This is a genomic window from Lysinibacillus sp. NPDC056232 (assembly GCF_042267565.1).
GTDB lineage: Bacteria > Bacillota > Bacilli > Bacillales_A > Planococcaceae > Lysinibacillus.
Window position 1 is genome coordinate 24,426 of sequence record NZ_JBHJTF010000017.1, and the last position, 13,084, is coordinate 37,509.

A 13,084-nucleotide genomic window follows, 5' to 3' on the forward strand; every position below is an offset into this window, starting at 1 on the left:
ATCAGCTCCTTTTTATTGAATAGCGTCATCCGCAAAAAAAGCTTTATTGGCAAACCAAAATTGCTGCTCATTAAAATTATGTTCATGCATAGCGATAACCGAAAATTCTGCACGATACTTACGCTTCATTTCCTCAAGTACAGCCTTTGCTTGCTTTCCAACTAGATGCTGGCCATCAATCGGAGTACCTTCTGTAAAAATGATAATATCCGCTTCTGTACAATGCTGATTTTCTTGGAGCAAGCCCTTTACAAAATGGAGCACAGGCAGAACGGCAGCTTCTCCCTTTGCCTTATATTCAATAAAACCCTTAAAATCGGATAAATTTAAATGGCCGTTTTCGAATCGATAATGTACATGAATTTGACAGTCATATGGAACGATATATAAATCGCGACGTTCACGGTGCGCGTTCATAAATAACGGTAAAATGATACTTTTGCAAAGCTCAGAATATGCCGCCATCCCAGTTGTTTGTTCAAGACAGATAATAATTGGACCTACTTCTTTTTTATATTCATCAAACGGAACATACAGGATATTTCCTTTTTTTATTGTTTGACGATTTAGCTTTTGACGCCTAGCTATTTGCCACTTTCGCCCATCGTAGTAGCGCCGCTCTTTTGCATTGGTCAATCGTTCTGTCTGCTCAATAGCTGGTATATTTTTATAAATTTCATGCATGATATCTGCCAATTCAAGTGCAAATGCTGCCATATTTCGTAATGTTTCACTCTTGCAAAAATAGTCAATAAAAAAACATTGTTCCTTATCACTTAATTCCTCAAGATGTAAGTTTTCATATAGAAAACATAAAAAGTCACGTTGTTCTGGCGTGATTTCCAGATCAAATTTCTTTATGAGTGATTCTACAGCGTCTTTCACGAAGCAGCACTTCCTCAGCACATTTTTTTAGATAATGTCTATAGTATAACCAAAATAATTTTTTGACAATACAATAACGCTTGTAGTATTTTGACGCTATTTTTATTAATAATGTTGCCGTGCTTTCGCACAGATAAAACATTCGTTGCTGACGCTTCTCTTTCGCACAGAAAACATCCGCTTCGCTGCAGGGTCTCGGGCCAACAGATATTTTTTTGCGCGAAAGCGTAGTGCTAACGTAGCGGCAGCAAAAGGGTTTCATTCTGCGCGAAAGCGTAGTGCAACGAAGCGACAGCAACAGCACCGATGTTGGTCACGAAGGCATTATCACAGGATGTGATGCTCTTAGCCTTCGTTCCTCTATCGCTGATCCCCGAGGAGTCGCCCAGCCTCCACTCCAATCAACTATTTCACTTAGTATGTATCTTCTAGCATGACACTAATTTATAGTGATAAAACAAAACTTCAGCAATGTTTTTATGTGCGAAAGCGGAATGTCAGTAACAAGATGTTTTTATGTGCGAAAATGAAGCGTCAAAAGCATTGATTACTTGTGCAAAAACGGAGTGTTAACAAAGCGGCTCGACACTTGCCCACAGGAAAGTTAGTAGCATGGAATCACCCTTATTTATATCGACCACCATATTTACAAAAATTTCTTTAACTGTTTGTATTCCACCACCATGAAAAAAAGAGCCTATAATTGGCTCTTCTCAGACTGCAAAACAAACGTTACTCCTAATTGAATATAGTTTATAGAGATTTAATTACGGGACCAAAATATTCAGTATTTTGTAAGAGCATTGAAATCGGCTCGCTTTTTTGGGCGGGACTTTCTTTAAATGCAAAATAATCAAACATATGCCATTCTAATTTAGGCTGGACCTTTTTAGTACTTTAATCATCGTTATAATACCATTTTGGTTCAATATGTTTACTCATACTTTCGATAGGAACTGTTGATTTTCTCGGAGAGTGGCGACTCCTGCGGGATGAGCTTGCACTGAAAGCTCCGCAGGAACGTAGCGACGAGGAGATTGATCAATTATGCCTCGGCATAATTGCGTCCTGAATCGGCTTTGTGCCTGCACAAAGAACTCCTTTCCGATTCCGTGACATCCGCCGGAGGCTTTAACTACTTTCAGCGGGTGTCCAAACACCTGCTGAAAGTAGTTAAAGCCAAGCCCGCGGAGAGCGCCAACTCGGAGTGAAAATCAACCTTTTGTTTATTGATACACTTGTTCTTATGTCGACAAACTAAAAAGAGCCTATAATTGGCTCTTCTCTTCCTAATTATTTAATTCATAATGTTTACCTTTGACTAAGTAAAATAAGTGTTCAGCAATATTTGTTGCATGGTCAGCTGAGCGCTCTAAATATCGGCAAACAAATGTTAAGTGGGTGATTTGAGAAATATGCGCTGGATTTTCAGCTCCAGCACGTAGCAATAGCGTTACTGTCGCTCCATATAAATCATCGACGTAATCATCTAGCTCAGCAATTTCCTTGGCATGAGCAGTATCTTCCTCTGTAAAAGCTTTAATAATACTTTCTAGCATTTCTACTGTCTTATTACACATCGTTTGCAAGTTTGTTGTAGGAAAGACAAGTGGCTCTTTGCCAATACGAATCGTCTCTTTTGCAATATTAACCGCATAGTCCCCTACTCTCTCCATATCAGATGCCGCTTTGACAAGCACCATAAGACGACGTAAATCAGTAGCTACAGGCTGTTGCTTCGCAATCATTAAAATAACATGATCATTGATTTCTTCTTCAAGACGATTGATGATTAAATCGTCCTCAAGAATTTTTAACGATGTTTCTAAATCCTGATTTAATAATGCTTCGAATGCTAATTTAAGTGCGTTAATACTACTATTAGCAATCTCAATAAATTGTTCTTGGACTTCTTTTAATTCCTGTTCAAAACGTTCACGTACTACCATCTACTGCTCCTCCTTAGCCGAAACGACCTGAAATATAATCTTCAGTACGTTGATCTGCTGGCGTTTGGAAGATAACGTCTGTTTTATCGTATTCAACAACCTCTCCACTTAGGAAGAATGCTGTTCGATCGGAAATTCGCGCCGCTTGTTGCATATTATGTGTCACGATAATAATTGAATAATCTTTTTTCAGCTCTTGTACAAGTTCCTCGACTTTTAATGTAGAAATCGGATCAAGTGCGGATGTTGGCTCATCCATTAAAATAACATCTGGTTCTATCGCTAAACAACGTGCAATACAAACTCGCTGTTGCTGACCACCTGATAAACCATATGCATTTTGATTTAAGCGATCCTTAACTTCATCCCAAATGGCTGCACCACGTAAAGATTTTTCGACAATCTCATCAAGAATCTTCTTATTTTTGATGCCATGGATACGTGGACCATATGCAATATTATCGTAGATAGACTTGGGGAATGGATTTGGCTTCTGGAATACCATACCTACTCGAGTGCGTAATTCCTCGACAGTATAGCTTTTATCTAAAATATTGCGCTCACGATATACTATTTCCCCTGATGTTCGAACACTCGGTACAAGCTCTACCATTCGATTTAGCGTTTTTAAATAAGTGGATTTCCCACATCCTGAAGGGCCAATTATAGCTGTTACTTCATTTTCATAGATGCTTAAATTGATATCTTTTAAACCATGATGATCGCCGTACCATAAATTTAAATTGCGTGTATCATAGACTACTTTTTTGGCAACATCAGCAGAAGGCTTTGTAGCCGTATGAATTGGTTTGACAACAGATTTTTCCTCTTTAACACCTAGTACCATAAGGTCACCTCATTAATAACGTTTTTGGAATTTATTTCGAATAAAGATGGCAATAGAGTTCATCAGTAAAAGCATTGCCATAAGTACTAAAATACCGGCTGCCGCTACATATTGAAATGCCTCTTGCGGACGTTTTGCCCAATCGTAAATTTGCATTGGTAAAGCTGTGAATTGACTTAATAAACCATTTGGTAAAAACTGCAAGATAACAGGAATACCTATAACAACAAGTGGTGCTGTTTCTCCAATCGCACGAGACAGCGCTAATATACTTCCTGTTAAAATCCCTGGAATAGCTGCTGGTAGCACAACATGCAATATCGTTTGCCATTTTGTCGCGCCCATACCGTAAGAAGCTTCGCGTTGTTCATTCGGTACAGCACGAATAGCCTCCTGCGCCGCAACAATGATCACTGGTAAAATTAACAAACTCATTGTTAAACCGGCTGCTAAAACACTCTTCCCTAATCCCAACATTCGAACAAAAATTGTTAACCCAAGTAAACCAAATACAATGGAAGGGACTCCAGCTAAGTTAGAAATATTCATACGAATAAAGTCATTTAGTCTATTTTTCTTTGCATATTCCTCTAAATAGATTGCAGTCCCTACACCTAGAATAATCGACACTGGAGCAACAACTGCCATCAGCCAAAGTGAACCTATTAAGGCTGCCTTAATGCCCGCTTTATCTGCAAAACGTGAAGCAAAATTTGTTAAAAAATCGATTGTTAAATAGTCGGCACCTTGTGTTACTATACGATAAAGTAAAATAGCAAGTGTCACTAATGCAAAGGTCGTTGCTAAGAAGAATAATGACTTCCAAACTTTATTGAATGTAATACGCTTTGTCATTCTTTTCATGACGGCCGTGTCATCCATATAGCGCATGCTAGTAAACCTCCCTGAAACGTTTCGAAATATAGTGAGCAATTAAATTCATCACTAAAGTAAAGATAAATAATGTGAATCCTACTGAATAAATCGAATAATAAATTGTCGTACCATAGCCAGCATCGCCTGTTGCAACTTGTACAATATACGCAGTCATCGTTTGAATCGAGTCTGTCACATCTAAATCGAATTTAGGTGTAGATCCGCCTGCAAGTGATACGATCATCGTTTCACCTATTGCCCGGGAAATGGCGAGAACAACTGAAGAGATAATGCCTGATAATGCAGCTGGTAATACTACTCTTATGGCTACTTCGAACTTTGTTGCTCCAAGTGCTAAAGCCCCTTCACGCATACTATTTGGGACAGATGACATCGCATCCTCAGAAAGTGACGTAATCATTGGTAAAATCATAATCCCAACAACAATCCCTGGACTAAGTGCATTAAAAAGTTTAAGTCCTGGAATAATTTGCTGTAACATCGGTGTTACAAATGTTAATGCAAAGAAGCCATAAACGATTGTTGGTACACCTGCTAACACCTCTAAAATAGGCTTAACTGTACGTCTTATTTTTTCGCTTGCATATTCACTTAAATATATTGCAGAAGCAATACCAAATGGTACAGCTACGATTACTGCAATAAGTGTGACTTTCAATGTTCCAGCGATTAAAGGTAAAATCCCAAATAACGGTTCCTTTCCTGAAAACGGTAGCCACTGTGTACCAAATAGGAAATCCGTAATCGAAACACGTTTAAAAAATTCAAACGTTTCAAAAATAAGGGTGAAAACAATGCCAAATGTCGTCAATATAGAGATAAGTGCCGCAGAAAATAATAGAGTTGGCATTGCTTTTTCCACTATTTTCTTTGTTTTATGATTGCGTGAATTTGCAATTAATTGCTGCACAGATGATGTCTTGTTTTCTTTTTGAGAAACCATTGGGTGCTCCTTTCAAATAAGAGAGGGAAAGAGCATACATCTCTTTCCCTCTATGCATGTCTACTTATTTTAAGCCTTCTAAAGTCTTTAAAGCTTCACTATATTTATCTTCTGGTAGACTGACATAACCAACAGCATCTGCCATGTCTCCCCCCTGCTCAAGTGTATATTTGATGAAATCATATGCCGCTTCATTATCTTTCATAGCACTATTTTTCACGTATACAAATAGTGGTCTTGAAAGTGGTGCGTATTCACCAGATTCAATTGTTTTATTTGTTGGCTCAATGCCGTTAACCTTCACAATATTTAATTTATCTTTATTTTCTAAGTAGTAAGCGTAGCCAAAGAAGCCGATTGCGTTTTTGTCACCCGCCACACCTTGAACTAGCATGTTATCATCCTCTGATAATGTTGCTGATTTCGCTAGATCAGCACCGTCTAAAATCGTTTCATCAAAGTAATCGTACGTTCCTGAGTCAGTACCTGGTGAGTAATACACAATCTTTTCATCTGGCCAAGATGGATCTATATCAGACCATTTTTTAGTTTTACCATCTTCAACCCAGATTTTCTTTAATTGCTCAACAGTTAAATCCTTCGCCCAATCATTTTCAGGATTCACGACAACGGATATGCCATCATATGCTAAAGGAAGCTCTGTAAAAGCAACTCCTGCTTTCTCTAGTTTTGCTTTCTCTTCATCTTTTATATGACGAGATGCATTAGAAAAGTCTGTCTCACCTGCGATGAATTTTTCAAAGCCACCACCAGTACCTGAAACACCTACCGATACTTTGACATTCGGTTGAGTCCCTGCATACTCTTCAACAACTGCTTCAATAATTGGTGCGACTGTTGATGAACCATCTCCAGCTACAGCCCCTTGCAGTTTTTTGTCAGCAGCATCTTGTCCTGAGTTCGATGGTGCGTTTGTTTCTGCATTGTTACCTTTTTGTGCAGAGTCGCTACCACATGCCCCAAGCATTAATGCTGACCCCATTACCGCTGTCATCGTTAAGTACTTCCACTTTTTCATCTCATTTGCCTCCGTCACTAACATTTTTTATTGTTATTTGTCTTACAATCTTTACTATAATGACTAAATGTTGAAGTCGTATAAACTGTTCGTAAAAGAGACGTAAAGGAATGTAATGCTTTGTAAATGATTGTAAAGATGAATTTACAATCACCAATTTCGCCTTGGCTTACTTTTAGCTGCCGCTTCGCTTTCGCACAGAAAACATTTGTTGCTGTCGCTTCGCTTTCGCACAGAAAACATTTGTTGCGCGTATTTAGACTAAGTTCCTCTCTTTCAGTAGGTGTGAAAAAGGATCACATTCGCATTCATCTCACCACCTTCAGTGGTGGGATCCTTCTTCCGAGTGAAGATAAACTTGCTTCCTAATGGAAAGATGCTATAATAAGCAATTGTGTCAGGAAATAATCTAAGAGGAGTTTGACTTTGTGATTAAACATGCAAAAGTACAAAATGCCAATTACTTTAAAACTTATTTAACGCTTGTTATGGAACATCGGGAATATACCCTACAGGAAGCCGTTAATTTTATGGTAGAGTCTTATTTCTGTAATAATATAGAGCTTTATGGAATAAAACCGAAACAACAATTTGAAATAGCTATTCAACAATTATCTGTACAATAAGCCTTCTATTGGAGAATAAATAAACCACGCTATGAAAATTATGATCTTTCATACCGTGGTTTTTTCGCGCGTATTTAATAACACTCTAAAACTGAAAAAAACCGCTAGGCATTGAAATGCGCTAGCGGTTTCTCTTATTCTTGCTCATCTTCACCAATTTTGTCTTTTGTAATAGCTGGTGAAATTGGTTGTTTCACATTACTATCTGTCACTTTTTCAGCGTTATATTTTGCCTTCAACTCGAAATATTTGTCTAAAGCATCGCGAGCAATAACGTTATTATTTGACAAATGTTCACGCCCTGTTGTCGCCCAGGGAATGACAACAGCATAGGCAATTTCAGGATTTTCATAAGGAGCAAAACCAACATGTGTAAATGTAAGTGTTTGCGTACCATAATACTCTTTTAACGGTCCGAAATACACTACCTCAGCTGTTCCTGTTTTCCCTGCCGCTGTATATGGAGTATTTGCAAACTGAGCTCGAGCTGTACCTTGCGTACCTGTATAAACTAGACGTAACCCTTTTTTTACATGATCAATTTCTTCTACAGAATTATCGATACGATTTAAAATTGTTGGCCCTATTTCATTCACTAATTGACCTAACTGTTGCCCATCATTTGATGGCTCACGTACCTCTTTTACAACATGTGGCTGAATACGATAACCGCCATTTGCGATTGTCGAGATATACTGTGCCAATTGTAAAGGCGTATACGTATCATATTGTCCAATTGCTAAGTCGAGTGTTTTACCACCCATCGTTGGACCAGATGGACCCTGTACGCCACTAAATTCATTTGGCAAGTCAATACCTGTTTTTACACCTAAGCCAAATTGCGCAAAATTATTACGCATTTTCGAGAATGTATCGTCCTTTAAGCGAAGTGGCATCTTATAGCTATACGGTGTTCCATTAATAAGCATAGCAATTTTAAACATATAAACATTTGACGAACGCTCTAGAGCTGTTAAATCATTCATCGAAATATATCCACTTCGGTTAAAAATTGACGCTTTTGTAGGTGTCCCAGCTAATTCAATAGGTTCATCTCCCATATAGGTACCCATTGAAACAACTCCTTGATTATAACCAGTAAGAAGAGTTGCTGCCTTAACTGAAGAACCTGCTTCATAAGCTGTTGTAAAGGTACCATACGAATAATCGACGACTTCATATTTCCCTGTTTCAGGATTTTTCTCAATCTTTTTACCAACCATTGATAAAATATCGCCTGTATTTGGGTCCATCATGACTAAAAAGGCACGATCAAGTAAATACGAACCCCCTCGTGATTTTAATTGAAGCAATTCTCGCTCGACAATTTTTTCAGTCTCTAATTGTAGCTCGCTATCAATTGTAAGTTTTAAATCTTTCCCTGGCTCACCTTTATAGGTCGTAACGGTATCAACTACCTGCCCTTTTTTATTCGTAATATTTTTAACCACTGATTTTTGTCCTTGCAGTAAATCTTCATATTGCGCTTCAATATAACTTTCACCAACACGATCATTTCGTGAATAATCACGAGCTAAATAATAATTCAGCTTTTCTTTCGGAATCCCTTTAGCTGGTACTGTTGTGCGTCCTAAAATAGCGAGTGATGATAATTTCAAACGCTTCCAGTCCGTTGTTGTGTTAACGCCAGGTAATTCAGTTAAACGCTCAGAGACAAGTGCGAATTCTTCAGCTGATACATTTTCACTCTTAATAATTTGGGGTGATAGATTGTATCCTGATACCATCTCTCGAAAGATTGCTAACACTTCCATGTCCTTGTCTGTCAATTGCAATAATTCTTCGTTTGTAATTCGTTCACGAACAAGTTTACCTATCTGTGCATTGATTTGACTTTCCGTTACATTTTCTTGTGCTCTAATTTTCTTTTCTTCTGTCTTTGTTACCTTTGCATAGGCAGCGTCATGATTTTTAATAATCCAAAAATCCTGTTTATCACGCAAAGTGACGCGGTTTGTAGGCTGCTCAATTAATTGTGCCAGCTTTTCTGCTATTTCCACCATTTCATCCGTTGTTGTCGTCGACATTTTCGTATACGTAATAGCATTTTCTGGTTGGTTATCCACTAAAATACGCCCGTATCGATCATACATACGGCCCCTTGGCACACTTGTATTGACAGCTACTTCCTCTTTACGCTCTAAATCGCGTACATAATCTTCCCCTTTTACGATTTGCATATAGCCAAGTCTAAAAATCAGCATCGAAAATACGATAAATATAGCAAAGAAAAGGACATTCATACGAAATGTTAAATTAGAGTTATGTTTTGCTTTAACACTCGTCGCGCGATTTTTCCCCGGTGCTTTGCGCATATGTATTCCCCTCCTCATCTAATTACAATTTAAATACACACGATATTTAGTATACCATTCGAAGGTACGACAGGAAAGCATGCACTTGCGAATTTATGCTTGAAAACATCATTTTATTTGACGGCACTTTAAGTTAAAAAGTTTCTGTTTTTTACCGATTGCTAGAAAAATAATTTTCACATTAAATATTGAGAGGTGAGGCACAATGTGAAGCTTCCCCAAATTTTCCGGCGATCGTTCCTCCCTTTCAGCCAATAGGCGTGTTGGGACATTCACCTCCACCTTAAATTGCAAAGGATACCTCAAACATTATAGACCCTATAAAAGACAGTAAAAAAGGCTATGCCTCGGTGATTCATCACCTTTGACATAGCCTTCTAATAAACAGAGATTATTTTGTAGCTTGGAATTTAGCTTCCACTACATCCCAGTTTACTACGTTCCAGAATGCACCGATGTAATCTGGACGACGGTTTTGGTAGTTTAAGTAGTAAGCATGCTCCCAAACGTCTAAACCTAGAACTGGCGTTTTACCTTCCATAACTGGAGAGTCTTGGTTTGGAGTAGATGTAACGGCAACTGAGTCACCATCAACAATTAACCAAGCCCAACCTGAACCGAAGCGAGTTGTAGCAGCTTTTGCAAATTCTTCTTTGAATGCATCGAAAGAACCGAATTTAGCATCGATTGCTTTTGCAACTTCACCAACTGGAGTGTTTGAACCGCCTGGAGCGATTACTTCCCAGAATAATGTATGGTTAGCATGTCCGCCACCGTTGTTACGTACAGCAGTTTGTTTGTCAGCTGGAAGAGCATCAATGTTTGCGATAAGATCGTTAATGTCTTTTTCAGCAAATTCAGTGCCTTCTACTGCTGCGTTTAAGTTTGTTACATAAGTATTGTGGTGTTTTGAATGGTGAATTTCCATTGTTTTTGCATCGATATGTGGTTCTAATGCGTCATAAGCGTAAGTTAATTGTGGTAATTCATAAGCCATAGTTAAGTTCCTCCTAAAGTAAAGAAATAATTAGTACATTCTTAGATTATCAAAATTGGTCAAACCATTCAACGAAAAATACTTCAAATGAAAGATTTCAGCCTTTTGACTGAAAAGCCAATACGATTACTATACTACCCTGTTTTTTTAATAGCTAAACTATAGGGAGAAAATTATATCGCTATAAAGAACACGATAATCATGATAATTTGGATTACTGCTTTTGCAAGTGTTGATGCTAAGAAGCCAACGAGAGATCCAATACCGCTTTTCACAGCCTCTCCAAATGTACGACGTTCTACAATTAACTCTGCAATTATCGCTCCTAAAAATGGGCCTACTAATATTCCTAGAACCGGAATGACGAACGGGCCAATTAATAAACCAATGGTACTGCCCCACATACCAGCATTTGAGCCACCGAATTTTTTAATACCAAAGGCATTTGCTACAGTATCAGCAACAAATAATATGACAACAAATATAATTTCACTCGCCCAGAACAACCAACTTAACTCTGCAAACGAAAAAAATAATCCATATACTAAAAAACCACCAAGTAAAAAAAGCACACCTGGAATGATCGGGTATAACAATCCAACAAATGAAATGATAAAGCAGGCAATCACCAAGACCCAGCCAACAACTTCCATAAAAATCCTCTCCTTTTGTCGTGCATCAGGTTAGGTTAGAATTCCTGATCTCCTCTACAGGCGGAAGCTGAACTGTTTCCTCCTAGCTAAAAATGCATAGATAGCTCATTCTCAAAAAAGAAATCCTCAAAAATCCTCATTAACCCGCCTAAATCGCGCAGTGCCTTTCATACGGATTTACAAAGCTGAAGGTTTCATTTCCTTAATTCCTAATTCCTAATATAGAGTCAGCTATATTTACAGCATGGTCTCCTATACGTTCTAAGTTGCTAACGATATCTGTATAGACGATTCCTGCCGCTCCATTACATTCATTTGTATTCAAGCGCGCAATATGCTTTTGTCGTAGCTTATCTTCCATATCATCTATCAAGCTTTCAAGCTCCGTTACTTCCTGTGCCAAGCTCAAACTAGCCGTATCCAGAGCAGCTATACTCTTTCGTACAGCTTCAATCGCCAAGCTAAACATGCCTATTAAATCTTGTCGCGCTGACTTACTTAAACTTACTTCATGATGATCTTTATATTGTAAAAGCTCTAAAATATTTTCAAAATGATCACCAATACGTTCAATGTCTCGTACATTTGTTAGAAGTGTATGGTGTCTTACTGAGTCTGCACGAGAAAGTGGCTGCTTAGACACCATCACTAAGTAATTCGTGATTTCCTTGTCTAAATGATTGAGCGCTACTTCTAATTGTAAAACTGTAGGAATATGAGTAGCCTCACCTGTTTTCATATATAAAAATGTTTCTTCTAAACCATGAAGCGCGTGCTCCCCCATACGTAACACTTCTTCCTTCGCTTGCCCAAGTGCAATCGCTGGTGAGGTATCGATGAATGACGGATCTAAATGTTTCGTTGTCACATCAATATTTCCATCACGACCAGGCACTAGCTTCGTGACAAGTACAGTCAATCCTCCGATAAATGGTAGCTGAATCATCATATTAATAATGTTAAATGAGCCATGCGCTATCGCTATTTGCATTTTCGCTTCTAAATGGAATAGCCCGCTAACCCACTGAACGTAATGCATAAATGGTGTAAAGAACACCATGAAAATGATTGTACCTATAATATTAAATAGCACATGTGCCGCTGCCGCACGTTTAGCATATATAGAAGCACCGAGTGAAGCTAATACTGCTGTAATAGTCGTGCCTATATTTTCACCAAATAAAATAGGTAAAGCGCCATCCAAGCCAATTAAATGCTCAGCGTATAAGCCCTGTAGCACACCAACAGTCGCTGTTGAGCTTTGAACAAGCAATGTAAAAACCGCCCCTAGAAAAATTCCTACAACGGGCTGATTGCTTAAATGAAGCGTTAATGATTCAAAATCAGCTAATTGATGAAGTGACTGCATGCTTGCACTCATTAACTCTAATCCTAAAAATAATCCCCCGAAGCCAAATACTATTTGTCCGATATACTGATAGGTCGCTTTCTTAAAGAAAAATAACAACCCTGCACCAATCGCTAATAACGGATAAAAATAAATGCCGATATTTATACCAATAATAAATGCGGTTATTGTTGTTCCAATATTGGCTCCCATGATGACACCGATTGCTTGTCGTAATGTTAAAAACCCTGCACTCACTAGCCCAACCGTAATCACAGTCGTTGCAGAGCTCGACTGGATACAAATCGTCACAACTATGCCCACTAACACACCCATTAAAGGATTTGTTGTAAAACGATTCAACCATTCACGCAGTCGATCATCTGCCGATTTTTGGAGCCCATCCCCCATAAATTTAATGGAAAATATAAAGACTCCTAAACCGCCTAAAAATTGAAACAGTATGCTTTGCCAATCTATTGTCAATTGTATTCGCTCCAATTCCTACGTCTCTACTACTCTATTCCTAATCTTTAAATGATAGTATGGAAAAAGTAAAGATAA

At 38.3% G+C, this 13,084-nt stretch carries 12 protein-coding genes; 2 read left to right on the forward strand and 10 right to left on the reverse strand.

Features of this window, described 5'->3' with window-relative positions; translation table 11 throughout:
- Positions 1–12 precede the first annotated feature (12 nt).
- On the reverse strand, positions 13–885 hold the full coding sequence (locus ACFCYJ_RS13920; protein WP_376074523.1) for a vWA domain-containing protein: 873 nt from the start codon (positions 883–885) through the stop codon (positions 13–15).
- Positions 886–1,163: 278 nt separating this feature from the next.
- On the opposite strand from ACFCYJ_RS13920, the gene ACFCYJ_RS13925 reads away from it, so the two are divergent.
- Positions 1,164–1,322, forward strand: a complete 159-nt coding sequence (locus ACFCYJ_RS13925; RefSeq protein ID WP_376074524.1) for a hypothetical protein — start codon at positions 1,164–1,166, stop codon at positions 1,320–1,322.
- A gap of 852 nt (positions 1,323–2,174) precedes the next feature.
- Here ACFCYJ_RS13925 and phoU read toward each other — a convergent pair.
- From phoU to ACFCYJ_RS13950, 5 genes are all read right to left on the reverse strand, one after another.
- Positions 2,175–2,834 (reverse strand): phosphate signaling complex protein PhoU, encoded by a 660-nt coding sequence (phoU, locus tag ACFCYJ_RS13930; RefSeq protein ID WP_376074525.1) that lies wholly within the window; start codon positions 2,832–2,834, stop codon positions 2,175–2,177.
- 13 nt (positions 2,835–2,847) lie between these two features.
- Positions 2,848–3,681, reverse strand: coding sequence for a phosphate ABC transporter ATP-binding protein PstB (gene pstB / locus ACFCYJ_RS13935; protein WP_376074526.1), 834 nt, complete (start codon positions 3,679–3,681; stop codon positions 2,848–2,850).
- A 12-nt stretch (positions 3,682–3,693) separates the two neighbouring features.
- Positions 3,694–4,572, reverse strand: coding sequence for a phosphate ABC transporter permease PstA (pstA, locus tag ACFCYJ_RS13940; protein ID WP_376074527.1), 879 nt, complete (start codon positions 4,570–4,572; stop codon positions 3,694–3,696).
- Position 4,573: 1 nt separating this feature from the next.
- The gene (pstC, locus tag ACFCYJ_RS13945) at positions 4,574–5,521 is read right to left on the reverse strand and encodes a phosphate ABC transporter permease subunit PstC (protein WP_376074528.1); all 948 of its coding nucleotides are present in this window, start codon (positions 5,519–5,521) and stop codon (positions 4,574–4,576) included.
- Between the two features lie 64 nt (positions 5,522–5,585).
- Positions 5,586–6,560 (reverse strand): PstS family phosphate ABC transporter substrate-binding protein, encoded by a 975-nt coding sequence (locus ACFCYJ_RS13950; RefSeq protein WP_376074529.1) that lies wholly within the window; start codon positions 6,558–6,560, stop codon positions 5,586–5,588.
- Between the two features lie 428 nt (positions 6,561–6,988).
- On the opposite strand from ACFCYJ_RS13950, the gene ACFCYJ_RS13955 reads away from it, so the two are divergent.
- The gene (locus ACFCYJ_RS13955) at positions 6,989–7,186 is read left to right on the forward strand and encodes a hypothetical protein (RefSeq protein ID WP_376074530.1); all 198 of its coding nucleotides are present in this window, start codon (positions 6,989–6,991) and stop codon (positions 7,184–7,186) included.
- Positions 7,187–7,320: 134 nt separating this feature from the next.
- Here ACFCYJ_RS13955 and ACFCYJ_RS13960 read toward each other — a convergent pair whose 3' ends face one another.
- The 4 genes from ACFCYJ_RS13960 to ACFCYJ_RS13975 form a co-directional block, all read right to left on the reverse strand.
- On the reverse strand, positions 7,321–9,522 hold the full coding sequence (locus tag ACFCYJ_RS13960) for a peptidoglycan D,D-transpeptidase FtsI family protein (RefSeq protein ID WP_376074531.1): 2,202 nt from the start codon (positions 9,520–9,522) through the stop codon (positions 7,321–7,323).
- 391 nt (positions 9,523–9,913) lie between these two features.
- Positions 9,914–10,519, reverse strand: a complete 606-nt coding sequence (locus ACFCYJ_RS13965) for a superoxide dismutase (protein ID WP_376074532.1) — start codon at positions 10,517–10,519, stop codon at positions 9,914–9,916.
- Between the two features lie 173 nt (positions 10,520–10,692).
- Positions 10,693–11,172, reverse strand: a complete 480-nt coding sequence (locus ACFCYJ_RS13970; RefSeq protein ID WP_376074533.1) for a DUF456 domain-containing protein — start codon at positions 11,170–11,172, stop codon at positions 10,693–10,695.
- 202 nt (positions 11,173–11,374) lie between these two features.
- Entirely contained in the window at positions 11,375–13,006 is a 1,632-nt protein-coding gene (locus ACFCYJ_RS13975) for a Na/Pi cotransporter family protein (protein ID WP_376074534.1), read from the reverse strand.
- Between the last annotated feature and the right edge of the window lie 78 nt (positions 13,007–13,084).

Bases quoted from the DNA above. Each gene is read 5' to 3' on its own strand.
- phoU (WP_376074525.1), bottom strand. From the start codon at position 2,834: ATGGTAGTACGTGAACGTTTTGAACAGGAATTAAAAGAAGTCCAAGAA.
- pstB (WP_376074526.1), bottom strand. From the start codon at position 3,681: ATGGTACTAGGTGTTAAAGAGGAAAAATCTGTTGTCAAACCAATTCAT.
- pstA (WP_376074527.1), bottom strand. From the start codon at position 4,572: ATGCGCTATATGGATGACACGGCCGTCATGAAAAGAATGACAAAGCGT.
- pstC (WP_376074528.1), bottom strand. From the start codon at position 5,521: ATGGTTTCTCAAAAAGAAAACAAGACATCATCTGTGCAGCAATTAATT.
- ACFCYJ_RS13950 (WP_376074529.1), bottom strand. From the start codon at position 6,560: ATGAAAAAGTGGAAGTACTTAACGATGACAGCGGTAATGGGGTCAGCA.
- ACFCYJ_RS13960 (WP_376074531.1), bottom strand. From the start codon at position 9,522: ATGCGCAAAGCACCGGGGAAAAATCGCGCGACGAGTGTTAAAGCAAAA.
- ACFCYJ_RS13965 (WP_376074532.1), bottom strand. From the start codon at position 10,519: ATGGCTTATGAATTACCACAATTAACTTACGCTTATGACGCATTAGAA.
- ACFCYJ_RS13970 (WP_376074533.1), bottom strand. From the start codon at position 11,172: ATGGAAGTTGTTGGCTGGGTCTTGGTGATTGCCTGCTTTATCATTTCA.